Origin of the sequence: Streptococcus sp. HMSC072D07 (assembly GCF_001814835.1) — a bacterium.
GTDB lineage: Bacteria > Bacillota > Bacilli > Lactobacillales > Streptococcaceae > Streptococcus.
Genome location: NZ_KV818070.1, coordinates 25,516 through 52,241, shown reverse-complemented (window position 1 = coordinate 52,241; position 26,726 = coordinate 25,516). Strand labels below are relative to the sequence as shown.

At 41.6% G+C, this 26,726-nt stretch carries 24 protein-coding genes; 2 read left to right on the top strand and 22 right to left on the bottom strand.

Translation table 11 applies throughout. From position 1 onward, the window contains the following. Window positions 1-167 precede the first annotated feature (167 nt). Together HMPREF2991_RS07380 and HMPREF2991_RS07375 are read left to right on the top strand one after the other, a co-directional pair. A complete protein-coding gene (locus HMPREF2991_RS07380) occupies window positions 168-1,622 on the top strand; it encodes a sucrose-6-phosphate hydrolase (protein ID WP_070683774.1) in 1,455 nt (484 codons plus the stop codon). After that, window positions 1,603-2,568, top strand: a complete 966-nt coding sequence (locus HMPREF2991_RS07375; RefSeq protein WP_049479116.1) for a LacI family DNA-binding transcriptional regulator — start codon at window positions 1,603-1,605, stop codon at window positions 2,566-2,568. The genes HMPREF2991_RS07380 and HMPREF2991_RS07375 overlap by 20 nt, the downstream gene beginning before the upstream one ends. Before the next feature lie 34 nt (window positions 2,569-2,602). Here HMPREF2991_RS07375 and HMPREF2991_RS07370 read toward each other — a convergent pair whose 3' ends face one another. The 22 genes from HMPREF2991_RS07370 to yhbY form a co-directional block, all read right to left on the bottom strand. Further along, the gene (locus HMPREF2991_RS07370) at window positions 2,603-3,877 is read right to left on the bottom strand and encodes a hydroxymethylglutaryl-CoA reductase, degradative (RefSeq protein WP_070568009.1); all 1,275 of its coding nucleotides are present in this window, start codon (window positions 3,875-3,877) and stop codon (window positions 2,603-2,605) included. Further along, complete coding sequence (locus HMPREF2991_RS07365) at window positions 3,877-5,049, bottom strand: hydroxymethylglutaryl-CoA synthase (RefSeq protein WP_070568082.1); 1,173 nt, start codon at window positions 5,047-5,049, stop codon at window positions 3,877-3,879. Before HMPREF2991_RS07365 ends, HMPREF2991_RS07370 begins: the two co-directional genes overlap by 1 nt. Window positions 5,050-5,167: 118 nt before the next feature. After that, complete coding sequence (locus HMPREF2991_RS07360) at window positions 5,168-5,623, bottom strand: threonine/serine exporter family protein (RefSeq protein WP_000176902.1); 456 nt, start codon at window positions 5,621-5,623, stop codon at window positions 5,168-5,170. Window position 5,624: 1 nt separating this feature from the next. Further along, a complete protein-coding gene (locus HMPREF2991_RS07355) occupies window positions 5,625-6,383 on the bottom strand; it encodes a threonine/serine exporter family protein (protein WP_000344542.1) in 759 nt (252 codons plus the stop codon). A gap of 87 nt (window positions 6,384-6,470) precedes the next feature. Continuing rightward, on the bottom strand, window positions 6,471-8,372 hold the full coding sequence (gene pknB / locus HMPREF2991_RS07350; RefSeq protein WP_070683772.1) for a Stk1 family PASTA domain-containing Ser/Thr kinase: 1,902 nt from the start codon (window positions 8,370-8,372) through the stop codon (window positions 6,471-6,473). Continuing rightward, window positions 8,369-9,109: a Stp1/IreP family PP2C-type Ser/Thr phosphatase gene (locus tag HMPREF2991_RS07345; RefSeq protein WP_000401527.1), complete on the bottom strand. Its 741-nt coding sequence runs from the start codon at window positions 9,107-9,109 to the stop codon at window positions 8,369-8,371. The genes pknB and HMPREF2991_RS07345 overlap by 4 nt, the downstream gene beginning before the upstream one ends. 15 nt (window positions 9,110-9,124) lie before the next feature. Then, window positions 9,125-10,438 carry a 16S rRNA (cytosine(967)-C(5))-methyltransferase RsmB gene (gene rsmB, locus HMPREF2991_RS07340; RefSeq protein ID WP_070683787.1) on the bottom strand — a complete coding sequence of 438 codons (1,314 nt, stop codon included), beginning with the start codon at window positions 10,436-10,438 and terminating at the stop codon, window positions 9,125-9,127. Beyond that, the gene (gene fmt, locus HMPREF2991_RS07335; RefSeq protein ID WP_070683771.1) at window positions 10,431-11,366 is read right to left on the bottom strand and encodes a methionyl-tRNA formyltransferase; all 936 of its coding nucleotides are present in this window, start codon (window positions 11,364-11,366) and stop codon (window positions 10,431-10,433) included. Before fmt ends, rsmB begins: the two co-directional genes overlap by 8 nt. 12 nt (window positions 11,367-11,378) lie before the next feature. After that, a complete protein-coding gene (locus tag HMPREF2991_RS07330; RefSeq protein ID WP_070683769.1) occupies window positions 11,379-13,775 on the bottom strand; it encodes a primosomal protein N' in 2,397 nt (798 codons plus the stop codon). A gap of 171 nt (window positions 13,776-13,946) precedes the next feature. Beyond that, a complete protein-coding gene (rpoZ, locus tag HMPREF2991_RS07325; RefSeq protein WP_002874282.1) occupies window positions 13,947-14,261 on the bottom strand; it encodes a DNA-directed RNA polymerase subunit omega in 315 nt (104 codons plus the stop codon). Between the two features lie 24 nt (window positions 14,262-14,285). Further along, window positions 14,286-14,912 carry a guanylate kinase gene (gmk, locus tag HMPREF2991_RS07320; protein WP_000775041.1) on the bottom strand — a complete coding sequence of 209 codons (627 nt, stop codon included), beginning with the start codon at window positions 14,910-14,912 and terminating at the stop codon, window positions 14,286-14,288. A 134-nt stretch (window positions 14,913-15,046) separates the two neighbouring features. Continuing rightward, on the bottom strand, window positions 15,047-16,660 hold the full coding sequence (locus HMPREF2991_RS07315) for a ribonuclease Y (RefSeq protein WP_000404959.1): 1,614 nt from the start codon (window positions 16,658-16,660) through the stop codon (window positions 15,047-15,049). Window positions 16,661-16,993: 333 nt separating this feature from the next. Next, window positions 16,994-19,741, bottom strand: a complete 2,748-nt coding sequence (locus HMPREF2991_RS07310; protein ID WP_070568017.1) for an SIR2 family protein — start codon at window positions 19,739-19,741, stop codon at window positions 16,994-16,996. A 333-nt stretch (window positions 19,742-20,074) separates the two neighbouring features. Beyond that, window positions 20,075-20,329, bottom strand: a complete 255-nt coding sequence (locus HMPREF2991_RS07305; RefSeq protein ID WP_070568019.1) for a Txe/YoeB family addiction module toxin — start codon at window positions 20,327-20,329, stop codon at window positions 20,075-20,077. A 3-nt stretch (window positions 20,330-20,332) separates the two neighbouring features. Next, the gene (locus HMPREF2991_RS07300) at window positions 20,333-20,587 is read right to left on the bottom strand and encodes a type II toxin-antitoxin system Phd/YefM family antitoxin (protein WP_000388572.1); all 255 of its coding nucleotides are present in this window, start codon (window positions 20,585-20,587) and stop codon (window positions 20,333-20,335) included. 131 nt (window positions 20,588-20,718) lie between these two features. Continuing rightward, window positions 20,719-21,816: a nucleotidyltransferase gene (locus tag HMPREF2991_RS07295; RefSeq protein WP_070568021.1), complete on the bottom strand. Its 1,098-nt coding sequence runs from the start codon at window positions 21,814-21,816 to the stop codon at window positions 20,719-20,721. A 20-nt stretch (window positions 21,817-21,836) separates the two neighbouring features. Beyond that, on the bottom strand, window positions 21,837-23,648 hold the full coding sequence (locus HMPREF2991_RS07290) for an NACHT domain-containing protein (RefSeq protein ID WP_070568023.1): 1,812 nt from the start codon (window positions 23,646-23,648) through the stop codon (window positions 21,837-21,839). A gap of 40 nt (window positions 23,649-23,688) precedes the next feature. Beyond that, window positions 23,689-24,429, bottom strand: a complete 741-nt coding sequence (locus HMPREF2991_RS07285) for a class I SAM-dependent DNA methyltransferase (RefSeq protein WP_070568025.1) — start codon at window positions 24,427-24,429, stop codon at window positions 23,689-23,691. A gap of 322 nt (window positions 24,430-24,751) precedes the next feature. Continuing rightward, window positions 24,752-25,105 carry a ribosome silencing factor gene (gene rsfS / locus HMPREF2991_RS07280; protein WP_070568027.1) on the bottom strand — a complete coding sequence of 118 codons (354 nt, stop codon included), beginning with the start codon at window positions 25,103-25,105 and terminating at the stop codon, window positions 24,752-24,754. Continuing rightward, the gene (yqeK, locus tag HMPREF2991_RS07275; RefSeq protein WP_070683767.1) at window positions 25,106-25,699 is read right to left on the bottom strand and encodes a bis(5'-nucleosyl)-tetraphosphatase (symmetrical) YqeK; all 594 of its coding nucleotides are present in this window, start codon (window positions 25,697-25,699) and stop codon (window positions 25,106-25,108) included. After that, on the bottom strand, window positions 25,699-26,328 hold the full coding sequence (locus HMPREF2991_RS07270; RefSeq protein ID WP_070683765.1) for a nicotinate-nucleotide adenylyltransferase: 630 nt from the start codon (window positions 26,326-26,328) through the stop codon (window positions 25,699-25,701). The genes yqeK and HMPREF2991_RS07270 overlap by 1 nt, the downstream gene beginning before the upstream one ends. A 50-nt stretch (window positions 26,329-26,378) precedes the next feature. After that, a complete protein-coding gene (yhbY, locus tag HMPREF2991_RS07265) occupies window positions 26,379-26,690 on the bottom strand; it encodes a ribosome assembly RNA-binding protein YhbY (protein ID WP_000060169.1) in 312 nt (103 codons plus the stop codon). Window positions 26,691-26,726: the final 36 nt, after the last annotated feature.

The window sequence follows — 26,726 nt, the reverse complement described above, 5'->3', positions numbered from 1 at the left end:
TATTTACATTTTCTTTCATTTTTTCGTGAAAATTTGCCAGATTTCCTTTACTCGATTTATGGCAATCGTTTGACATGTTTTTCTTTTTTTTAACATAAAAGACTTGCTTTTTTTGCCGAAAACGTTTACTATTAATAATAGAATAGAACTTATGGAGGAAAGATAAAATGGAATGGACAACCGAGCGCCGTTACAGACGCTATGAAGACTGGTCTAATGATGAAATCAAACAAATCAAGGAAACGATGGCACAATCTCCTTGGCATACTCGTTACCATGTCGAGCCTAAAATGGGCCTTCTCAATGATCCAAATGGTTTTTCTTATTTTGATGGCAAATGGATTCTCTTTTACCAGAACTTCCCCTTTGGTGCAGCCCATGGGTTGAAGTCTTGGGTGCAGCTTGAAAGTGATGATTTAGTGCACTTTACAGAAACTGGAGTCAAAGTTTTGCCAGATACTCCATTTGATAGCCACGGTGCCTACTCTGGTTCTGCCATGCAGTTCGGCGATCAGTTGTTCCTATTTTATACTGGAAATGTCCGTGATGAAAATTGGATTCGTCACCCTTACCAGATTGGTGCTCTGATGGATAAGGATGGCAAGATTACAAAGATTGACAAGATCTTGATTGACCAGCCAGCAGACTCTACTGACCACTTCCGTGACCCACAAATTTTCAACTTTAAGGGACAATATTATGCTATCGTCGGTGGACAGGACTTAGAGAAAAAAGGCTTCGTCCGTCTCTACAAGGCTGTGGACAATGATTACACAAACTGGCAAGCAGTTGGCGACCTTGACTTTGCTAATGACCGCACTGCCTACATGATGGAATGTCCAAATCTAGTCTTTGTAGGGGAGCACCCTGTCCTTCTCTACTGTCCACAAGGATTGGATAAGGGTGTTCTAGACTATGATAATATCTATCCAAACATGTACAAAATCGGTGCTTCCTTTGATCCTGAAAATGCCGAAATGGTAGATGTGTCTCCATTGCAAAATCTAGACTATGGCTTTGAAGCCTATGCAACTCAAGCATTCAACGCTCCAGATGGACGTGCACTAGCAGTAAGTTGGCTTGGGTTACCAGATGTTTCTTACCCATCTGACCGTTTTGACCACCAAGGAACCTTCTCATTGGTCAAAGAACTCACTATCAAAGATGGCAAACTCTACCAATATCCTGTCGCAGCCGTCAAAGAACTTCGTGCTTCTGAAGAGGTCTTCTCAAATCGTACTCAAACCAATAACACCTATGAACTGGAGCTCAACTTGGAGGCCAATATCCAAAGCGAGATTATCTTGCTCGCTGACAAAGAAGGCAAGGGGCTTTCCATCAACTTTGACCTTGTCAATGGACAGGTGACAGTAGATCGTAGTCAGGCTGGTGAACAGTACGCCCAAGAATTTGGTACGACTCGTTCTTGCCCTATCGATAACCAAGCTACTACTGCCACTATCTTCATCGACAAGTCAGTCTTTGAAATTTTCATCAATAAAGGAGAAAAAGTATTTTCTGGTCGTGTCTTCCCACATGCAGACCAAAATGGTATCCTGATCAAGTCTGGAAACCCAACTGGAACTTACTATGAATTAGATTATGGTCGCAAAACTAACTGATGTCGCAAAACTTGCAGGCGTCAGCCCCACTACCGTCTCACGAGTCATCAATAAAAAGGGATATCTATCTGAGAAAACCATTCAGAAGGTTAATGAAGCCATGCGAGAGCTTGGCTACAAGCCCAATAATCTGGCTCGAAGCCTCCAAGGAAAATCTGCCAAGTTGATTGGACTCATTTTCCCAAACATCAGTCATGTCTTTTATGCGGAGCTGATTGACAAATTGGAACACCAACTCTTCAAGAATGGCTACAAGACCATCATCTGTAACAGCGAACATGACTCTGAAAAAGAACGGGAGTACATTGAAATGCTAGAGGCCAACCAGGTCGATGGTATCATTTCTGGAAGTCACAACTTGGGAATCGAAGACTACAATCGTGTGACGGCACCGATTATTTCCTTTGACCGAAATCTATCACCAGACATTCCTGTCGTCTCCTCTGATAACTACGGTGGCGGAGTCCTCGCAGCCCAAACTTTGGTCAAGACAGGAGCTCAGTCTATCATCATGATTACAGGAAATGACAATTCCAACTCACCGACTGGACTGCGCCACGCTGGTTTTGCCTCTGTTCTCCCGAAAGCGCCTATTATCAATGTTTCGAGTGACTTTTCGCCCGTCCGAAAAGAAATGGAAATCAAGAACATCTTGACCCATCAGAAACCAGATGCGATTTTTGCTTCGGATGATTTGACAGCTATCCTGGTTATCAAAATCGCTCAAGAGCTGGGAATTTCTGTTCCTGATGAGCTCAAAGTCATCGGCTATGATGGGACTTACTTTATCGAAAACTACTATCCTCACCTGACAACTATTAAGCAACCTATGAAAGAGATTGCCCAACTCACTGTCGATCTTCTCTTACAGAAGATTGAAGGCAAGGAAGTTGCGACAACTGGTTACTTCTTACCCGTCACCCTATTACCAGGAAAAAGTATTTAAGTACAAAAAACTCAGACTGATTGGTCTGAGTTTTTTATGATCTTAAATTTTCGAGATAGCGCTGGGCTGTCTCCAAGTTAAAGGTTTTCTCCGAGATTAATCGCTCAACTAGGGGAGCAACTTCAGACTCACTAGCACCAGCTAGGAGAGCTAGGGATTTGGCTTGCAATTTCATGTGACCTTGCTGGATGCCCGTACTCACCAAGGCTTTGAGGGCTGCAAAGTTTTGTGCAAGACCGATAGAAACGATAATCTGAGCTAATTCTTTAGCAGAAGGATTTCCCAGTAGTTCATGACTAAGAGCAACACGGGGGTTGAGACCGATAGAGCCACCCTTGGTCGCTACCGGCATGGGCAGGGTCATCTCACCGACCAATTCTTCTGTGTCCCTATCTAGACTCCATCGACTGAGACCTTGATAGTGTCCATCTCGACTGGCAAAGGCATGGGCCCCAGCTTCGATGGCACGCCAGTCATTACCAGTGGCAATCAAAATGGCATCGATACCATTAAAAATCCCTTTATTGTGAGTAGCCGCTCGGTAAGGATCTGCCTGCGCAAACTGACTAGCCAAGGCTATTTTCTCAGCAATTTCTCGTCCTTGATCCCTTTGGGGACTCAAGTAGCGAAAGGCGATGCGACAACTTGCAGTCACCAGAGAATCGGTCGCGTAGTTGGACAAAATTCCCATAAGGCTTTGTCCTTGACTGAGTTCTTCTAAGACTGGCTTCAAGGATTCCAGCATGGTGTTGAGCATATTGGCTCCCATGGCTTCCTGGGTATCGACATGGAGATAAACAACGAGAAAGTCTGTTTCACTTTTGATCTGCTCTACATGCAAATCACGCGCCCCGCCACCACGTTTGACGATAGAAGGATAGGCTTGATTGGCAAGTTCCAAGAGCTCCACTTTCTTGTTGGCAATCTTCTCTTGCGCTTTTTCAGGTTCAGCAACTTGATAAAGGGCTACCTGACCGATCATCTGGCGCTGATGTACTTGAGCAGTAAAGCCACCTGACCGTTTGATGATTTTGCTGGCATAGCTGGCCGCAGCAACCACTGAGGGTTCTTCTGTCACATAGGGAACTGTGTAGTCCTGACCATTCACCAAAAGCTCTGGAATAATGGAATAAGGCAGAGAAAAAGTTCCTACCACATTCTCACTCAGCTGGTCTGCAATGGCCAAGCTGACTTGTTCATCCTGCTCTAGACTGGTTTGCTTTTCAGGACTAAGGAGCGCCTGAGCTCGCAACAACTCCAGGCGCTCTTGGTATGATTTTTTAGAAAATCCATTCCAACTTATCTTCATTATTTTTCAACCTTGCTATAACGGCGTTGGTGGTCGACAATTTCAACCAAGGCGTAGTCTTGATGTTCATAGCCTGCAAATTGGGCTGAACCAGACTCATCCAACTGCACCTCTTCGAAGAAGACTTTTTCATAGTCTACAACTGACAATGCTGTACGTTGTTTGAGTTTGCTCAAGCGGTCCTTATCAAGGTAAGCCTCATAGCCTTCGACCAATTCACCACTAAAGAACTCTGAAACCGCGCCGCTTCCGTAACTGTAGAGGGCAATTTTATCTCCAGCCTTCAAAGTCTCTGCATTTTCCAAAAGGGAGAGAAGCCCGAGGAAGAGGGAACCCGTGTAGATATTTCCAATCATCTGACTGTAAAGGATGGACTTATCAAAGTTCTCTTGCAAACTATCCTGTTTTTCTTTAGACAAAGTTTTGTCCATCATCTTGCGCAAGCCTTTTAGGGCCAACTTAGGATAAGGCAAGTGGAAGCAGATAGCCGCAAAGTCATCCATCGTCCAATCATAGCGTTTCTTGTATTCATCCCAAGTCGTTGTCAGGCAATCAAGATACTGTTGGGTCGAGTACATGCCGTTTACATAAGGAGTGCTTGAGTAGTTCGGACGCCAGAAATCCATGATGTCTCGCGTTTGAGCAACGTTATCATTGTTAAAGGCCATGATGCGCGGATTTTGAGTAATTAGCATCGCCACACTTCCAGCACCCTGGGTTGGCTCACCTGGAGTTCCCACACCATACTTGGCAATATCACTGGCAATGACCAAAACCTTAGACTCTGGAGAATTTTCCACATGCAATTTAGCATAATGAAGGGCAGCTGTCGCTCCATAGCAGGCTTCTTTAATTTCAAAGCTACGGGCGAAAGGCTGAATGCCTAACAAGCCATGAACAAAGACTGCCGCTGCCTTACTCTGGTCAATCCCTGACTCGGTCGCCACGATGACCATATCGATTTCTTCTTTTTCTTTGTCTGTTAAAATAGAGTTGCTTGCACTAGCTGCCAAGGTAACAATGTCCTCAGTCAGTGGCGCAATACTAATTTCATTTAACAAGAGTCCCTTGCTAAATTTTTCGGGGTCAACTCCCCTCGCTTCTGCTAAGTCTTGTAATTTCAAGACGTATTGACTGGTCGCAAAACCAATCTTATCAATACCGATTGTCATATTTACCTCTGTTTTTTCATTCATTGTAAAAAATCGTTTCATTCTATTTTATCACAAATAGGGACAAAAGAGAGAAAAAAGACTTGATTCAACAAATCAAGTCTTTGCTTTGACTGCATTAGGAAGAGATTCCTCGTTGTTTTCGGATGTAGTAATAAAGCTTTAGAATTACTGTTCCACTTGCCATTCCAATAGAAATAACAAGAGCTAACATAACCACCAAAGTCGCGCTGGCAATAGCATGGCTGTAATCTCCTGTCACAAAGAAAGCTGTCGTTCGATAGGATAAATAACCCGGCACCAAGGGGGCAAGAATGGCCAATACAAAGACCACCGCTGGTGTCTTATAGACAATACTTAAAATCTGGCTGATGCAAGAGCCAATTACTGCTGCGATAAAGGTCGCAATAATAACATTGGTTGGTTCTTTGAGCACGAGATAGAGGAGCCAAACGCCCATTCCCAAAATACCACCAGGTAGGAGCATGGAGCGTTGAACATTCAGTACGATTAGAAAGGTGATAATGGCGAGTAAACTCGCCACTGCTTGGAGCAAAATACTTGTTAGAGTCATCTTATGTCATCAAAACCAGGGCGACAGAGGTGCCAGCCCCTAAAGCGAGGGTAATGAGCAAAGATTCAAACATCTTGCTCATACCAGAGTTAATATGGTTGGTCATGATATCCCGTACCGCATTTGTCAGAGCAATACCTGGAACAAAGGGCATGACCGCTCCTGCTATAATCAGGTCTGCCGTCGAAGGAAATCCTGTGTAGCGGGCCCAGAACTGGGCAATCAATCCGAAAACAAAGGCACCCGCAAAGGCCGTTACAAAAGGAATGCGGACAAACTTCTCTACGTAGAGAGAGAAGGCAAATCCAAATAAGGTCGCAATAGCGGCGCCAAAAGCGTCATAGACATTGCCCCCAAACATAATCGAGAAGAAAGGGGCACTGAGGGTCGCTGCTACGGTCACTTGGAACTTGGTATAAGGAAGGGCTTGATTGCCGATTTCTTTCAGCTTTTTAAAGGCTGTCGAGAGATCAATCTGACCTCCGACAAGCTCCCGTGATACTTGGTTGACATCACAGACTTTCTCAATGTTATAAGAGGATGAGGTCACCCGTTTCATCCGAGAAATATTGGTGTTTTCGATAGAAAAGAAAATAGCTGCGGGCATGGCAAGAACATTGCAATCCATTATTCCTTGTGAATGGGCAATACGGATCATAGTATCCTCAACCCGATGAATCTCTGAGCCGCTTTTCAGGAGAATGGTTCCTGCTAGCATAATCACATCAATGACGGCATTCAACTCTCTCGATTCGTCCATTTTCTCCTCCTTTTTTCTACTTCCTATATTTTATCACAAAATCTTGTGAAAAAAAATCTTTGTCATGAAATCATGACAAAGATTCGTCTAATCTCGAGAACTCTCGTGAGTTCCTTCACTATTGGATGAACTGCTAGAAGGAGTATTCCCTTGTTGATTTCCTTGTTGGTTCCCCTGGTTTGGACTTGTAGGAGAACCTTGGTTCCCACGTTGGGCAGGATTAGAGGATGAAGTTGATGGTGGTGTTTTTGGTTTGTAGATGGAAAGTTTGATACGCGTACTTGCAAGATCAACCTGTTCTCCTGCTCTTGGCGTTTGACTGACAACAGTTCCTTCTGCCGTTCCTTCAGGAGCAGTCGATACTTCAACAACCTCAATATTTGCTTCCTTCACACCGACAATCTGAGTCAAGTTATTCTTTGTAAACTCGAGACTTGAACCGATGTAGTTCGGCATGCTGACACTAGTCACCTTCTTAGCTACTGTTAAGGTAATCGTAGTGGCTTTTGAGAGATCATAGGTCGAACCCGAAGCAGGGGTCTGTCTGAGGACGATTCCAGGTTCGCTTTCATTGGATTCTTCCTCTTCCATCTTGATTAGATTTTCAGGAACCTTCTTCTCCTTGAGTTCAGCTACAACTTCCGTATACTTACGTCCGACATAATTGCTCAATTGGAAGGATTGCTTACCAGAAGAAACAATCAAATTGACCTTGGTTCCTTCTTTTCGGCCGCTACCAGCTTCTGGATCCGTTCGAATAACTCGTCCTTCTGCTACTGTATCGCTGGCCTCTGACTTTTCTTCACCGGCTTCAAACTTGGATTTTTTAAGAGCTTCCTTAGCCTCTGCAACAGTTTGTCCGGCTACGTCAGGAATAGGAATCGTTGCTGGTGTTCTTGACAAAATCCAGACCAAAGAGGCTGCAACCAATAGAAGACTGGCCAAAAGAATCATATAGCGAGCCTTAAACTTCCGTTTCTTGGCAGGCTTTGGCGCTGGAGCTGGCTCTGCGACTGGTTGAGTTGATTTCTTTGGTTGAGGGCGTTCTTCTTGCGCCGGAGCTTTAGGAATCGATGTCAGTGTACTTTGTGGAACTTTAGGTAAAGTCTTAGTGTCTGCCTTACTCGCATCGTCAAAGACCAATTTCGGTTCATTCCGACGATTATAAGACAAGCTAGTTGACAAGTCCACATACATTTCTGAAACAGACTGATAACGATCTGACAGCTTCTTAGCAGTTGCCTTGATGACAACATTTTCTAAAGCCTGAGGGACAGATGGATTTTCAGCTATGACGGACGGAAGTGGCTTCTGGAAATGCTGGAGAGCAATCGTAACTGCACTATCCCCATCGTAAGGAATATGACCAGTCAGCATTTCATAGAAGATAATCCCCATTGCATAGATATCACTCTGGAAGGTCGCTTTAGATCCACGTGCTTGCTCAGGTGACAAATAATGAACAGAGCCTAACATTGAGTTGGTCTGGGTCAGACTAGTCTCCGCAAAGGCTACAGCAATCCCAAAGTCCGTGACCTTAGCTGTGCCGTCAGGTGTCAAGAGGATATTTTGAGGTTTCAAATCCCGGTGAACAATTCCTCGAGTATGGGCTAAGCGCATGGCCAAGAGGATTTGCCCCATGATCCGAACTGCTTCTTCATTTGAAAGAGGATAGTGTTCTTTGATATAACGCTTGAGGTCAAGGCCTGCTACGTATTCCATAGCTAGGTACTGTTGACCGTCTTCCTCACCAATATCTGTTATCCGAACGATATGAGGATGGTCCAGATCCGCCATGGCTCTCGCTTCACGCTGGAAACGTGCCACAGCAATCGGGTCCGTCTGGTAGTTGGTCCTCAGGACCTTCACTGCCACTTCTTCCCCGTCTAGGATCAAATCCTTGGCCAGGTAAACATCTGCCATGCCTCCCCGACCAATCTGCTTGACAATCCGATACCGCCCGGCAAAAATCTTGCCGATTTGGATCATTCTGCTGCCTCCTCGTTCATGTAAACAAGGGCAACCGTAATGTTGTCTAAACCTCCTGCATTGTTAGCGAAGCGAATGAGGGTTGCCGCCTTGTCTGCTAGGGAAATATCGCTGGTTACGATATCATAAATCTCGCTTGCCGAAATCATATTGGTCAAACCATCACTATTGAGCAAGAGATAATCTCCTGACTCCAGTGTAATCATCCCAAAATCTGGCTGGATTTCATCTTTTTGTCCGATAGACTGGGTGATGATATTCTTTTGAGGGTGAGTTTCTGCTTCTTCTGGAGTCAATTGACCAGCCTTGAGCAATTCGTTGACCAAGGAATGGTCACTTGTCAACTGGTGGTATTCTTCTCCACGAATCAAACCGATACGAGAATCTCCAATGTGAGCATAGATGGCTTGGTTGTCAATAAAAGCAACAGCTTCTAGCGTTGTTCCCATGCCTCTGTAGGCTTCGTCCTGACCTAGTTGATGAATTTTTTGATTTTCAATCTCCAGGTAGTGGGCAAACCACTCACGAACTTCATTGACTGAGTCAATTTGGGTATCCACCCAAGCCACACCAAGGTCTGTTACCGCCATCTCACTAGCGATATTTCCTGCACGGTGTCCTCCCATCCCGTCAGCCAAGATGATCATAGTGCGTCCTGCTCGGTTGACAAAGTGATTGACATAGTCCTGATTATTTGTCCGTTTCTGACCAACATCTGTTAATAATGCTATTTCCATTGTGTCAGTTCCTTCCTATTCTGATATCTTGCGAAATTGGCTGATAAAGAATCCATCACTTCCATACAATTCAGGAGTGATCAGGATGCAGCCATCTTTCAGGATATCTTTACATTCGTGTTCTAGTTTAACCTGCTCGAACTCGGGATGACTTTCTAAAAACGCCTCAACGACTTGAAAGTTCTCCTCAGAGACAATAGTACAGGTACTATAAGTTATTATACCACCTTTTCGTAGCGTTTGACAAACACTACCTAATATTTCCAGCTGAATTTCCTGTAAGGAGGTGAAATCTGCCGTTTCTTTATTGTATTTGATGTCTGGTTTACGACGTAAAAGTCCAATTCCAGAACAGGGAGCATCTACTAAAATCTTATCAAAAGAGTCCCGACCGAAAAACTCATGCACTTTTCTGGCATCCAATTTTTGCGTTTGCACTTGATCTGCTACTCCTAAACGCTCCGCATTTTCTTGGATCAAGTCCAACTTATGATCATAAAGATCCAAAGCCGTCACCTTACCGGATGTGAGGTAAGAGGCCATATGGGCTGTTTTCCCACCCGGAGCAGCACAGGCATCTAGAACCTGCTCATCACCTTGTAGATCAAGAGTCGGAGCAACCAGTTGACTGGACTCGTCTTGGATGGTAATGGCCCCTTCTGCGAACAAATCATGTCCTGCAAAGTGGCCGTGCTCCTTGACCAGACCAGTAGCAGCCAAAGGGGAATCAGTCGCCTCTAACAAGGCTTTGATTTCCTCTTTTCGGCTCAAATCGGCTACACGAATACTGGCTTTGTTGCGCACCAAGAGACTTTTAAAGATGGCTTGTGCTCGCTCTTCACCGTATTCTTCCTTGAGTTTAGACACGAGCCAAACTGGGAGAGAATAGGCAATGGAATCACGCTTATTTTTTCGTTTGATGCTGTCAATATCTGGCCAACCTTCTCGCAAGATACGACGAAGGACGGCGTTGACCAATTTCTCACTGCCTTTTTTACGTAATTTAGCCAATTCCACTGCTTCATTAACAACAGCGTGATTAGGAATCTTATCCAGATACCGAAGTTGGTAGGCGCTCAGGAGGAGCAGGATATAGAGCCAGTTATCAAGCTTATCTCTGTCTTCGATAAAGTGGGACAGGTACCATTCCAGGTTGAGTTTTCGGGCTACCGTTCCGTAGACAATCTCTGTCACCAAGCCCTTATCTGCTGCTGAGAGTTGACTCCCCTTGAGGTGTTTATTTAAGGCAATATTCGAATATGCTTGGTTGACTAGAACATCCTCTAGCACTGCTAGAGCTAGACTTCTAGCCGTTTCTACTTTAGTCACCAAATCGTTCTCCTACAGTCAATGTCCGTCCCACTCCGTTGAGGAAGGAAGCGATATCCATCTTAGGTTTCCCAGCTGGCTGCACTTGCTTAAGAGACAGAGCACCTTCTGCCGTAGCGACGATCAATTCCTTCTTGCCGATTGAGAGGATCTCCCCTGGAACTCCCTGACCTTCTACTGGTAGGGCTTCATAGATTTTAAAGCGGTCGCCTTTGAGAAAAGTATGGGCAACAGGCCATGGATTCATGCCTCTGATTTGGTTGAAGAGTTGACGGTTAGTCTTATTCCAGTCCAACTTTTCTTCCTCTGGTTTGATATTTGGCGAGAAAGTAACTTGACTAGGATCTTGTGGTTCAGGTTTGATCTCCCCAGCAATATAGGCAGGAAGGGTATCCAAAAGCAAGTCACGACCAACAATCGCTAATTTTTCAAACAAGGTGCCGACATTGTCCTCATCTGTGATGGGAATACTGCGACGGGAAATCATATCTCCTGCATCCATTTCTTTAACCATTTCCATAATGGTCACACCAGCTTCCTCATCCCCTTGAATCAGGGCATAATGAATGGGAGCGCCACCACGGTGTTTGGGAAGGAGGGAAGCATGAACGTTGACCGCAAAGTCCATGCTATCAAGAAGTTTACTTGGGAGAAATTGCCCAAAAGCAGCGGTCACAATCCCATCCGCTCCTAGCTTCATAATGGCTTCCATCTCAGGACTTCCAGATAATTTTTCAGGCTGGTAGATAGGAAGGCCTGCTTCTTTGGCAGCCTGCTTGACTGGGGTTTCTTGGATCACTTTTTTACGGCCGACAGCGCGGTCTGGCTGGGTCACAACAGCTAGAATCTCATAACGGTCGTCTGATAACAAGCCCTTCAAAACTGTCGATGAAAAATCGGGAGTCCCCATAAAGATTAGTTTTGTCATTTCTTCTCCTTCTTATAAAAATTGCTGCGGCTCATGGTCAATGCTGAGACGAAGCTCGCTATTTTCCCGTTCTTGAGTCAAGTCCAAAACTCGATTGAGAGTTGGTCCCAGCTCATCTTCTAAACGGTATTTAATTAAAATCTGGTAATGATAAAGGTTGTGGGTACGGGCGATGGGTTTGGGCGTTGGTCCAAGGATTTTACTAGTTTCCGATAAACCTGAGCGCAAAATTCCCATAACTTCATAGGCACGTTTGACAACCTCTTCTTCTTTCTTGTGAGAGAGGGTAATCCCAATGGTGAAATAATAAGGTGGGTAGCCAAGTTGGCGTCTGATACTCATTTCATAGGCATAAAAACCTTCATAATCCTGATCTTTTGCAAAACGAATGGCATAGTGCTCCGGATTGTATGACTGAATCAAGACCTGCCCAGCTTTTTCCGCACGACCTGCCCGACCAGCCACCTGAGTTAAGAGTTGGAAGGTTCTCTCAGAAGAACGGAAATCAGGCAGGTTCAAGGCCGTATCCGCATTGAGTACTCCAACCAAAGTCACATTTGGAAAATCCAAGCCCTTGGCAATCATCTGAGTTCCCAGCAAGATATCCGCTTCGCCTCGGCCAAACTGGTCAAGAAGAGCTTGGTGACTCCCCTTCCTGCGGGTCGTATCCACATCCATCCGCAGAATGCGAGCCTGAGGAAAGAGCTCTGCTAGCTCATCGTAGGCTTTCTGAGTCCCTGTACCGTAGTAGCGAATGCTGCGACTCTGACAGTTAGGACAGACATGAGGAATTCCCTTAGAAAAGCCACAGTAATGGCAGTTCATGGTCTTGGTATCCATGTGGAGAGTCAGAGAAATATCACAGTTGGGACAGCTATCTACCGTTCCACACTCCCGACACATAACAAAGCTAGAATAACCCCGACGGTTGAGCATGAGGACTACCTGTTCTTTTTTATCCAAACGGTCTTGGATGGCTTCTAGTAAAGGGGGCGTAAAGTTTGACGTCTCATTCTGCCCGATATAGTCCCGAAAGTCAATCACTTGAACCTCAGGAATGGTGGCTAAAGGATTGGCCCGTTGGGTCAGACGTAAGTGTTGGTAGACACCTTTTCCAGCCCGCGCACGGCTCTCTAAGCTCGGTGTTGCCGAACCAAGGACCAGGGCTGCTTGATTGTACTGGGCCCGTAGAATGGCGACCTCTCTAGCATGGTAACGGGGATTGCTGTCTTGTTTGTAACTAGCTTCATGCTCTTCATCGATAATGATGACACCTAGATTTTTCAGAGGAGCAAAGATAGCTGATCGAGCGCCAACGACAACTTGGGCATCGCCACGCTCAACCTTGCGCCATTCATCGTACTTTTCACCATTGGAAAGGCCTGAGTGGAGGATAGCTACTTTCTCGCCGAAACGAGCAATGAAACGCTCCGTCATTTGTGGCGTCAGAGAAATCTCAGGTACCAGTAAAATAGCTGTCTTACCCTTGTCCAAGGCTCCTTGGATAATCTGCAAGTAAACCTCTGTTTTCCCACTTCCTGTAATCCCTTGAAGGAGGAATGGTGGTTGCTGACTGCCAATAGCACTGATAACCGCATCACGCGCCTGTCTTTGCTCTGGGTTCAGCTCCAAAGGTTGACTGGCTTCAATGCCTTCGAAATAAGCAGCTGAACGTTGCACTTCCTTTTGAACAAGGGTTAGAGCTCCTTGATCCACAAAGAAGTTGACTTGCTCCCGCGAATAAGACTCTAACAAGCTAGCCAGAGGAGCACTCTCAGGACGAGACAGTAAATAGTCTCTCAGCTCTGCCTTTTTCTTAGCACGCGCAGAAATCTCAACACCTTCTAACTGCTCAACATGGACCTCATACCAAGATTGGGTCTTGACCTTCTTCTGATCAACAGCCTGGTACTCTAAACGGAGCAACCCTTTTCTGGTCAAGCGCATCATTTCAGCTTGCTTGGCAAGGTCTAAAGAAGAAAAGGCTAGCGAATCTTCTGAACCAAACAGACGCTCTCGGTCTGCCTGACTGAGACCTTCTAAAGGATAGAGAATCTTATCATAGCTGGAGTTTAAAAATCCTGGCAACATGGCTTTTAGGATGGAGATTTTGTAAGAAAAGACGGACTTGCGTAATTTCTCAGCCAACCAGAGTTGCTCTTGGGTCAAGACGGGAGAAAAATCTAGCACCTCTGCAATCTCTTTCAAGCCCTGACCTTCCATCTCTTCATCTGACTGGGACTCCAGGCCAAGAACAATTCCTTGGATCAAGCGATTGCCCTTGCCAAAAGGAACATGGACCCGCATACCGACTTCCAGCATCACTTCAAATTCCTCTGGGACCTTATAACTATAGGGCTGGTCCGTCTGCATCAGGGGAACATCCACGATTATCTTTGCGATCGCCATCTTCTCACCTCCTCCTTGTCATACTCTTCGAAAATCAAATTCAAACCACGTCAGCGTCGCCTTACCGTACTCAAGTACAGCTTGCGGCTAGCTTCCTAGTTTGCTTTTTGATTTTCATTGAGTATCAGTATATTCTTGCAATAGAAAAAATAAGATTGAGTCCCCCCAACCTTAAATTTTTTCACCATCTTCTTTTTCTTTAGCGATTTGCTCTTTGATTTTCTTTTCTTCTTCTTCTTTGCGGCGTTTTTCTTCTTCGATACGGAGACGAACCGCTTCACGTTTTCCTTCTGGATCTGGGTGAATCGTAACGTTTCCTGACTCGATTTCTTCCAAAGCGCGAAGAGTTGATTTTTCAGACTTAAACTCTTGAGTTGCTGGCGCACCTGCTTCTAGTTCGTGGGCACGTTTTGCTTCCAAGATTACGAGTGAATATTTTGATGGTACCTTGTCTAGCAAGGTATCAATAGAGGGTTTTAACATCATTTGCTTGTACCTGTTTCCTATAGTTTATCGAGTAGTTGGAGATTTTGGCAACATCTCCTGGTAGTGACCAATAACACGGTCCACACGGAAGTGTTCTGCTTCGATCACACGCTTGACACGTTCAGCAGCGAGGGGCACCTGATCGTTGACAATAGCATAATCATACTCACGCATGAGGGCAATTTCTTCCTTGGCTTTTTCAATTCGTTGGGCAATCACTTCTGCACTATCTGTTCCACGACCTACCAAACGATCTTGCAATTCATCCAAATCTGGTGGTGTTAGAAAGATAAAGACAGCATCTGGAACCTTTTTCTTAACCTGAAGGGCTCCCTGCACTTCAATCTCAAGAAAGACATCGATTCCCTTGTCCAGAGTTTCATTGACATAGGTCAGAGGAGTTCCATAGTAGTTACCGACATACTCTGCATATTCCAACATCTGACCTTGACGGATCAGCTCTTCAAACTCTTCACGAGTACGGAAGAAATAGTCCACTCCGTCCACTTCACCAGGACGTTGCGCACGCGTCGTCATCGATACAGAGTATTGAAATTGATTCTCAGAACTCTCAAAAATCTCTCTTCTAACCGTTCCTTTCCCAACTCCTGAAGGACCAGAAAAAACGATTAGCAAGCCTCGGTCTGCCATTATGTCTCCTTTAGTTAGTCTGTGAAATAAAGTAAAATTTCTCTCGAATACTGATGATCGCGTCAGTTATCCTTCTACAGTCTTTCTATCTAGTGTAACAAAAAAGCAGTAATATTTCAACTGCTCTTTCTTATTTATTTCGCATAATCTACTGCACGAAGTTCGCGAATCACGGTTACCTTGATATTTCCTGGGTAATCGAGATTATTTTCAATTTTCTCACGAACTTTGTGAGCCAAGATTGTGACTTTGTCGTCCTTGATTTGTCCTGGATTAACCATGATACGGATTTCACGTCCTGCTTGAAGAGCAAAGCTATTTTGCACTCCTTCAAAGCCATTGGCGATTTCTTCCAAATCATGGAGACGCTTGATGTAGCTTTCAAGAGACTCGCTACGAGCACCTGGACGCGCTGCACTCAAGGCATCTGCTGCAGCAACGATCACTGCAATGACACTTTCGGCTTCGACATCACCGTGGTGGCTAGCAATGGTATTCACCACAACTGGGTGTTCCTTGTACTTACGAGCCAATTCCGTACCAATCTCAACGTGGCTACCTTCAACCTCGCGGTCAATAGCTTTCCCGATGTCGTGAAGGAATCCAGCACGACGGGCAAGAGCTGCATTTTCACCAAGTTCACTGGCGATGATACCAGATAACTTAGCAACCTCAATCGAATGACGCAAGACATTTTGTCCATAAGAAGTACGGAACTGCAAACGTCCCATAATCTTCATCAAGTCTGGATGGAGGTTTGGCGCACCAATCTCATAGGCAGCAGCCTCCCCATATTCACGGATTTTATTGTCAATCTCCTGACGGTTTTTCTCCACCAACTCTTCGATACGAGCTGGGTGGATACGGCCATCCTTGAGCAACATTTCCATGGTCATACGAGCAATTTCACGACGAATCGGATCAAATCCTGACAAGGTTACCACTTCTGGCGTGTCGTCAATGATGACATCTACCCCTGTCAAACTTTCAAAGGTACGAATATTGCGACCTTCACGACCGATAATGCGTCCCTTCATGGTATCATCTGGTAGGTGAACTGTCGAGTTTGTTGACTCTGCTACATAGTCACCAGCGATACGCTGCATAGCCTGAACCAAGATATCTTTCGCAATCTTGTCTGAACGTTCCTTGACTTCTTGCTCTGCCTCACGAATGCGGCTAGCAATTTCCTTGGTCAAGTTTTCCTCTGTCTGAGCCAAGATAATATCTCGAGCCTCAGTTTGGGAAAGCGAGCCGATACGTTCAAGTTCAGCTTCTTTTTGTCTTTCGACTTCCTCTAATTGCTCTTCACGTGCATCAAGGTTTTTTGCTCTATCAGAAATACTTTGTTCTTTTTGTTCAAGTGTTTTTTCTTTGTTCGTCAAATTGTCGTCCTTACGGTCAAGGCTCGTAGCTCTCTCCGTCAAACGACTTTCGATTTGCTTGAGCTCCTGACGTTCTGACTTAAATTCAGCGTCCACTTCTTCACGGTATTTTCTGGCTTCCTCTTTGGCCTCCAATAGTGCTTCTTTTTTAAGAGACTTGCTTTCGCTCTTGGCTTCATTTAGCAATAAATCCGCTTCGCGCTCAGCTTGTCCTCGTAAATTAGTTGCTTCTTGTTCAGCATTTAGAAGCATCAACTCTGCAGCCTCTTGAGATGATTTCATCTTAGCTGAGATGCTGACATATCCAATGACTAAACCAATGATGACGGCAAAAACAGCAATCGCAAGTGTCATGATTTCCATGTTTTTACCTCATTAAATTTGTTTATCGAATGACATACATTCCTTAATATTCTATCATAAAAAACCGATTTTCACAAACCCAAATTGAAGAGTTTTGTGTGAATTTTAGGACTACAATTCCTTAGATTTTTGAGGAAGCAATTCATTGTCACTATCAAAAAGTTCCACCGAATCTCTACAGCTATGGATTACCTATTATTGTACCAAATAGTGTTCTGCTAGATTCAAACATTTTGCTTTCAAGTCTTTGAAAATTCACTTTAGGAAATTACAGCTTCTCTTCAAGGTCAAATTTGTCATAAATTAACTGTTTTTTTATTTAGTTGTTTCAGTCTATTTCTTAAGTATTAGTTTATCCTCATCGAGAGCTTTTAAAATATACTCATTAATCAATTTATTATCTTCTTCATTTTTTGAAAAATAAGTTTTAATATTATTGGGAGTTCTATATTCTAATAGACGATGGATAACATCATCACTTCTATCATGGAACCAAGTCCAATCTACTTCAGGATAAAGTCCTCGAATATCTTCTTCAATATCTTTTAAAATCTCAAAATCAGAAAAATATCCTTTTCTACTTAAGTTGTATAAATCTGATACAGATTTTTCTCTTGGTTCTGGGAAAGTTTTAACCCCCTCAACTCTTTTATCATTAATTCTTTCAATCAAATAATGGTAGATTTTATTTTGTATCTGAGGAAAATCATAGACTTTAGAACTCATCAGATCAATTACTTTATGGTAAATAATGTTTTCTGATTTTTCATAAGCTTTTAGAGTATCTAAAATATCATCTTTAACATCCTCTTCAAAATACTTAAATAAGTGACATATCAAGTCAGAATATTCTAAGATTTTTTTTATATCGTCTTTTTTATATTTTATTCTTAAAATATCTGTATTAAATTTTTCGAGTACTACTATTGCAGTTTCCTGATCAGTTGAGCAGTATTCTAGTAACTGTGAATAGAGTGGATACACTGAATAATATAACGAAAAATTGTTCTCCAAAATTTCATTTAAATGTTTATTTACAATCCCAATTATCTTAGAATTCAATGAATTTTTATCAATAGAATCCATATTAGCGAGAACTATTTTAATAAGTCCCCTAATTTCCTCTCTCCAATTATAATACAGTGTTTGAGTATTTAAAATCTCTATTACTCTTTCTATGTCAATATCATCAACAAGAGGAAGAAAAGTTAGTATATTTTTAAGTTCTCGGAGGTTTTCATATTCAGTAATTTCAAGTCTTTCTTGAAGATAAGTAATTCGATTCAACAAGTAGTCTTTCGCTTCCTCAGTAACTTTTATTTTGCTAAATGAATAGTTTCTAAAATATAAATTTACAACCTTAAAATCTATACTCGGCAGAATTAATTGGACATCATCCAAATCTAGATTTTTAAGCCAAGAGGCTGTTCTATCGAAAATACTTGCCTCAGGATTTACATATGAATTATCATAACTGAGTAATAATATTTCTAAATATCTATTAACGATTGATTTATAAATCTTATAATGTTCAACACATAAACAATTTAATTTTAAAAAATTATAAAGATTTTTTACTGTAAACTTCGCATTAAAGAGATGATAATTAGAAGACCATCCTCCTCTTCTATAGTTTTCATGCTCTTCACGAATTTCATCAAATAATTCATTAATAGTTTCTAATTTTCTATATAAAAAATTGAGATTAAGGATTGAATCTCTAAAAAATTCTATAACCTTTTTCTCATCTCCTGTAACCGAGTTAATAATTTGTTCTGTTAATTCGCTTAATTCTCCATCATAAAGTGGCTCTGCATAACTAGGTGTTTTTTCGCGTCTATCAATTATTTTAATTTGCTGAAAATTAAATTCACAAACTAAAAAGTTAAAATAGTCTTTCTGACGAAATGCTATATTAGCTAGTTCTCTAAATTTTGCTTTTGCTAAAGAATATTGTTTTTCTTCATACAACTTAAAAGCCTCACTTAAGAAGCGATTCTCCTTTAAATCTCTAGGTTCATCAATATCCATATCTAGAAACCGGTTTAATAAAGATTTTTTATATACCATATTTCGTAATTCTTCATGACCATCAACTTCAAATGTTAATTGATTATTTCCAAACCAGCGATATTCATCATCCCAGTTTAAAGCTCTTTTCTTTAAAGCAGAATATCTAGAAAAATCTTTCGCATCAATAAAACTAAGTCTATCTAAAAAAGCCAGTTGATTCCATAAATCATCAGCATTATTTACATCTTGACTTCGGTTTTCTGATAGAGCCTCTAAAAAATCTTTTGTCCTGCAATACAATTTTTTCTGTTTTTCTGATGCCTCCTCACCTGGATTCTCTTCGTTAGAGATAATGATAATTCCTTGCTTTTTGTAATACTCTCGGATGATCATAGACGGTTCCTCGGGAGTATAAAAATAAGCATTTTTAGCATCCAATTTAAATGTATTTTGAATCATTCTAAAAATTGAATTAAAAGTCGAATCACTTAGAGAATACCCCACAAACAATAAAGTATGATTCATTATCAATGACTGGATTAAAGTAGAAATCATTGGGAAGTTCAAAGGATAGTCTAAATAATCTTCTTCTTTTAAAACAATATTTTTCTTACTGAAGTCTCCATGCATTTTAATCAAGTATCTTTCCGAACTCGTATAGGGGATGTCTTTATCTTCAGCTACTACATTGTACCTTAACAAACCACTTTCAAACTGACTTTCCAGAAGTGAATCATAGTTTGTCGTAATAATATGTTTTGGTGCTATTTTTTCTATTAATTTATGTAACTCATTTGGTTTACTTAATCCCCTCTTAAAGAAAATTTCTTCTATCTTTTTTGTGTACTGATTTTTCCCAAAATTATCATAATAATACTGAGCAATTCTCAGAGGACTATCTGTTCTTTCTTCTGGTAAGTTCAACTCTTTTTTTAATGATTGAATCAATTCGCCCCAAGTTGGTAGATTAGAATTTGCTGAAATCCCTGCACCGACAAACAAAATTAAAGAATTTTCTTTAATAGAATTCTTTATTTGAGTTATAGATAAGTTATAATTTTCTTCCATATTTGAACCATCCTATCATTAGCTTGTATTATCTAAATACAAATTATCCTTCGAAATTTTCTTCTTTTCTGTTATATAATCATAAATAAGAGTTTATCATTGTTTATAAATATAAAAATTTGTTTGTCTATTATATTTTTTTATATTAACAATTCTCTTCATTATACCACAAAATAAGAGTTATAAAGCGGATTCAAGGGACAAGAATCTAGTTATTATACTAATAATTTTTTACTGATTTCTTAACTTAGGAAGTCTGTCATTTTCCAAAGACTTTATCTTCAATTACCTATCTAAAATTTCTAAAATAAAAAAGCCTACCTTTCAGTAGACTTAGTAATGATCTTTGAAGGACAAGAAAGCCACGCTATCTCCATCTATCATATAAATCAAGCGATTTTCTGCATCAATGCGCCGCGACCAAGCTCCTTGGTAGTCATACTTGAGTGGTTCTGGTTTACCAATTCCTGAAAAAGGATCTCGTTGAATATCCTTGATTAGCATGTTGATTCTTTTTAGCGTTTTCTTGTCCTGAGTTTGCCAGTAGCAATAATCTGCCCAGACATCTTCTGTAAACTTGAGCAGCATTTCTCACTCCTCAATAACATGGACCTGAGTACTTCCAGCTCGGACTTGAGCCATTCCTCGCAAAACCTTATCAGAAAGTTCCTTATTTTGAGCGATTCTCAGGGTTTCCTGAATACTGTCCCATTCGCTCTTTGAAAGGACTACAATATCCTCATCTGGGTTTTTATTGACCACCGTCAAAGGCTCAAATTCATCGTTTACCTTCTTCATGTAGTCTTTTAAATGATTTCGGAATGTTGAGTAAAGAACTGCTTCCATAACCATACCTCGTTTTACCTCTTTTCCACTATTATACACGAAAAGAAAGGAATTGTCAGGAACTTGTACAAGATTTTTCTTTTCTATCTATTTATTCGAAAAAATCTCAAAAAGCCTACCTTTCAGTAGACTTAGTTTAATTCTATTTTGATAGGCACTCTGCCAAAATTCTGCTCTGCTATACTTGGCTGGCCTAGTCGGTATATCTGGTCTGCCTTTTGGGTCATGGTATCCCAAGGTTCTTTGCCAATTCGGCTGACTAGATGGACCTGCCCTTTCAGAGACTTGAGATGTTGTCTGCCTTTTTCAGTAAAGCCAAGGACATGGATGGCTTCTGGCAAGTCGCTTTCTCTGGCCTGCACCAAGATATAAGTCAAGAGGCGTCTGACACGCGCTTTTGTGTAACGTTTGGTCGCAACTGCCTCGACCAATTCCTCCACAGACTGGGCTATCTTGATGGCATCCTTGATACGCACTGCCATTTCTTGATTGACCTGATAGATGGTCGTCAGGTCTGGATTTGACAAGATTTGATAGCGGAGCAAGGGAAAATAATCATCCCAACTCACCTTACTGGCCTGCTCAAAGAGGTCAAGAGAAGGCATAAAGCGTTCTAAGAAATCTTTGTCCCTCTGGTGCTGACGGAGGGCTGTCGCCGAGGCAAAGTCCACATCCTTGTCCACAGAATGATAACCCGCTCCCTGACGCTGAATCGGCTCAAGCTTGATGTTGCGTCCTGCAACCGCCTTGGCATAGGCCAAAGCTAGAACATGATTGGGCATATTGCCAGAAAAATCAAGACCTGCAAATTCCTTCCACATAGCTTGGGTTTTCTGGGGATAAGATAGTGAATCAGGCAGATTTTCCACAAATTTCTCCATCTCAGCACCTTGCTCTGTGTATAAGTCAGATATCTTTTGATAATCCAGAACTTCTTCTGTCCCGAAATCTAGAGTATCAATCCCCAACCGAGCCAAGATATCCACAGCTCCTTGGCCAAAGAAATCTGCCGCCTGAACACTGACTAAAAAGGGCAATTCCACTACCAGATCAGCGCCATTTTCAAGCGCCATCTGGGTTCGTGTCCACTTGTCCACGATAGCCGGCTCTCCTCGTTGCATGAAATTTCCAGACATGGCAACGATTTTCAGCCCCTCTGCTTGATCCAGCAGGTATTTATGCCCATTATGAAAAGGATTGAACTCCGCGATAATACCTGTGATGGTCATTTGGTGCCCCTTTTTTAATATCAAATTGAATCTATTATATTCTGTAAACTCCGCTTTTGAGTGGTTGTTTCCTCAATGAATTTAATTGACCATTCTTTTAAGTAATTGTGTCTACTAAAATACCAGCCATTTACCCACTTATTTATTAAACATTTTTCATCATCTGTCAGCATGTTATAATTTTTGCTTTCATCTATCTTCCAATTAGATACTATACTAGCCTCTAATTTTTTTATACTTTCAAAATCACTTATTGACAAAATATCTACGCCTATGTTATCAAATATTAAAAATTGCAAACTGAAGTAGAAGTAAACTTCATTTGTTAGTAAAAATCCTAATTCTAGTTTATTTTCTCTGTTGTCTTTGCTACAGATAAAGAATTTAAAACATGTACTAATTCTCTCTGTGATATCTCCCATTCTCCTATACTTTTCATCCATACTTTCTATGATTGGAATACATAAATTTTTGAAAGTTCTTTCTTTCTGTATCGTGAAAAGTGCATTCATAAAAGTTCTGTGGGATCTAATATTATTTCTATCTGCTTCAGACCACTTAACTAATATCTGTCTTTGAAGTTTATCATCTAGTTGATTAATACCTACTGCAGCAAAGTATTCTTGGAAAGAACGATGAGAGAACTTTAAACTAACACCTTCTTGAAGCATCATGCAAGCATTGTGAGTCGCATCATAAACTATATCATTCGTCTTTAATTCAAAGTTATTTTTTAAACAATATTTAGTAATTATATCATCAAGTGTAGTTCTATCGAAATCTACTTTCCCATCAAAGAATGTTTTCAAACCAATGTAGGCTAATATATTTCGAAATTCCTCAGGGGTTAATTTTGCTTTTAGTTCTCTTTTGTATCCTGATTTAGATGCATCATGTCTTTGGTACAATGTATAAAAGGCCTGATTGTAGAAATCAGTTAAATTATTTGGAATAGAAGCCCCAGCTTCATAAGTCATTAACATAATCGTTAACAGGAGTGGGATAGAGGCAAAAGATTTATGAGTATCATATAAATGACCTTTTAATTCTTTATGAAAACGTTTTTTTACTTTTTCATCATACTTCAGTTTATTGATTAAAGCTAGTGCCTGCACCTTATCCATTTTACTAATTTCATACTCAATAAATTGATTCCATCCTATAAATTCCTCAGACGGTCTTGAAGATAAAATATACCGATTTTCATTGTATAAAGTTACAAACTCTTTAATCTCTCTATCTAACCACGAACGTTTTGACGGATTTACTTCATCTAATCCGTCAAAAATTATTGTATATCTTCCAGCATTTAAAGTCACCTCAAAATATTGCTTTTCTAAATCTAAATGATGGTTTCGAATCTCCTGATAAATAAAATCAATTAACCTGTTGTCCAAAAACTCAAAATCATTAAGAGATTTTAACTCAATAAAGATTGGAATTGATGTAGCTTGTTGTATTTGGTTGATAAAAATATGTTTTACAAGCATTGATTTACCAATCCCACCAGTTCCTGTCAAAATAATATTAGACGACTTATTAAAAATCTGCTCAGTATTATCAGTTTCTAGCTTTTCTAAATCAGCGCTATTCAAATAAACATGTTCATAGAAATCATATATAAACTTACCTTCGTTTTTATAAAGCAAGGTTTTAACTTTAGAATATTTATCATAAGTAAATTTTAAATAGTTCTGATAAACAACACCTAACTCCTCTTCTGTTTTAAACTGTAAGTCCTTATAAATTTGCTTTAACTTTTGATAAATTTTGGGTATATTGGTAATTACTTCTTTTTCAATAATATCACCAAATGGTACTGGTATACTCATTTTTCCTTACCTCCTAAGCATAAGATTAACAATATTTTATTTACTTCTGCGCGACAAAAAACCAACGGGTGCTGGTTTCTGTCGGCTCCTTGTCCTCAAAGTCCGCATAGAGTTTGAAGGACTTGAAACCAGCTTGTTCCAGTAAAATATCATAGGTCAAGATTTCATAGGTCCGCTCCTCATGCACTTCATCGTGGCGACTAAAGGAACCGTCAGCTTCCTTGATAAAGAAGGTCAACTCATGCACGATGGAGTGAGGTGCTACGTCCTCGTAGGTATCCCAGAGCATGGCGAAGTCTTCTGCATTTTCATGATAGGAATAACCTGGAAAAACCTCGTCTGTCTGGTAGGTCGAATGTACATCAAAGATAAAGACACCATCTTCCTTGAGGGCATTATAGACTTCCTTAAAGACATCCCCTACTTCCACCTCATCCTGCATGTAGCAGATAGAGTCCGAATAACACGTGACAAAGTCGTATTGACCTGCCTTAGATAAATCCAGCATATTGCCTTCAATAAAATCAATCTTTTGCTTGGCTGAAGTAGCTCTTTTCTCCGCAATCTTCAGCATATCAGCGCTCAAGTCAAGTCCTGTCACATCAAAACCAGCTTGAGAAAAGCGGACAGACTGGATACCTGTTCCACAAGCCAATTCCAAGAGTTTCTTTCTCTCCTTGGTCTTTGGCAAATGACGGAGGGAAAAATCCGTCCATTTATCGTATAAACTGTCATCCATGACCGCATCATAAACAGCCGCAAAGGTTTCATAAGTTGCCATAATCATGATACCAAGTCCGCCCGTAATCGGAATGAAAATTAGGAGCTTGACGATGGAGCCGAGCTCCAAGGAAGGCTATCTATTTTCCGACGATTACAGGACGGGTTCAAATCCTTTCTAAGATACAAAGAGCGTTAAAGGCTAAGAGAAAATAGGAAACTTTCTGCTGTATCATCAGATACAAAGGAAGTTACTCTTTTTCTCGCAACTTTTAGCTCGTGTTCAGTTTCAAGATCAACCAAACACGTCGCCCTTTACCTTTCTATCATTTTTCTTCTAAAATAAGCAAAGAAACCCAGTTGACTACAACTGAGTTCATCTACTAGGCCAAGGCTTCTGAAATGTCTACAGAATCCGCCTCATGCCATAGTTTTTCAAGGTTATAGTGAGCACGCATTTCTTCGGAGAAAATATGCACAACGACACCACCGAGGTCCAGCAAGACCCAGCCTCCCGCTGCATCACCTTCGACATGACTGCCTTTAACACCAGCTTGAGCTACTTTTTCACGAATGTTATCAGCGATTGCGTCCAGCTGACGGCTATTCATTGAGCTCGTGATAACAAAGTAGTCTGTAACACTGGTCAAATTCTGTACATCAAGTGCAAGGATATCCTCCGCACGTTTCTCATCAGCCGCTTTCACGACTAGTTCTAATAATTCTTTTTCGTTCATTTAGTCCTCTTTCAAATAGTGCACAAAGGCGTTATAGGTTTCAAGGGTTTGGGGATAGATGGGGAATCCCTGATGAGCTAGATGCTCCACGGTACGAGCTGTTTCGTAGGCCACAGCCTTATTGAGCGATAGCCCAGCAATCTCACGTGCCTGGTCCACACCAGGGAAAGCACGATTGTGCTCAATGTAGTCTGCTACATAGATTACCTTGTCTAGATCGGTCATCTGACCAGCCCCGACTGTATGGATTTCAATAGCTCTTAGGATCTCCGGATCACGCAAATCCAAATCTTCCTGAATCTTGTAAATGCCAACCATGCCATGCCAGACATTATTGCCCCAGTTTTTGAGGTCAGGGTCTAGCTGATAACGATCAATCAAGTTTAGAAATTCCTGATCTGACAACTTTTTAGCATAGTCGTGGAGAAGGCCTGCTAGGCCTGCTTTCTCACTATCCACACCAAAGCGTTGAGCCAGTTCTATGGCTGCACGCTCCACACCCAAGCAATGGGTTAAGCGTTTTTCAGGTAGAAGCTCTGCCATTTTTTCCAACAAAGCCTCACGTGAGCAGTTGATATAGTCTTGATAGGCCATCAGTAGAGTCCCTCCTTCTCGATGTAGTCTAGCACTGGCTGAGGTAGGAGAAAGTTGGGTTTCCGACCTTGGGCAAGGAAATCACGCACCATACTGGATGAGATGTCCATAAGGGGCACATCTACCCAGATAACTGGATAGGAAGTTCCTGCCTTGTAGCGTGGTCGCTGAACCCCCACAAACTGAACCATGTCAACTAGCTCATCAATTCGGTACCACTTAGGCAGATAGTCCACCATATCAGCTCCGATAATGAAGTAATAATCCGTATCTGGATGTTGCTCTGTCAAAATCTTCATGGTGTCGTAGGTGTAAGAAATGCCCTTGCGCTCCAACTCAATAGTTTCAATGTCCAGACCTTCGATCCCCTCAATCGCCAATTCAAGCATCTTGAGACGGTGGTGTTCAGGGATGGTTTCTTTTTTGTCTACATGAGGTGGCTGGTATTCGGGCATAAGCAGGACCTGGTCCAGTCCCAACTGTTGTCGTACTTGGTCCGCCACAACAAGATGGGCATTGTGAACAGGGTTAAAATTCCCCCCTAAAATTCCGACTTGTTTGCGTTTTTTCTCCTTGATTTCTGGCTCCAACTCTACCTTGGTAAAGGGAGTCAATAATTCGATTGCCATAGGCTCGTCTTCCTTTAATTCTCTGTAAAAACAGTTGTTTGGAGTAGGTTTCAGATTTCTTTGACTTTCTTGGAAATCTTGCGATTTTCTTTCTTGCTGGATTGTTTAAACAAGATCAAGATGCGTCCGATTTTTTGGACCGTATCTACACCGATTTCTTCTTCCAAGATTTCAGCTACTTCGTGGATGTTTTCATCTGTGTTTTGCAAGAGTGTGACTTTAATCAATTCGCGGGCGTCGAGAGCCTGACGGACGCTAGTTTTGATTTGGTCGTTGAGACCATTTTTTCCGATTTGGATGATAGGTTTGAGGGTGTGTGCCTGGCTGTTGAGGAAGGCACGTTGTTTCGATGTTAATGACATAATCTTTCTTCCTTTTTTGATAGTTATTTTAGGTGG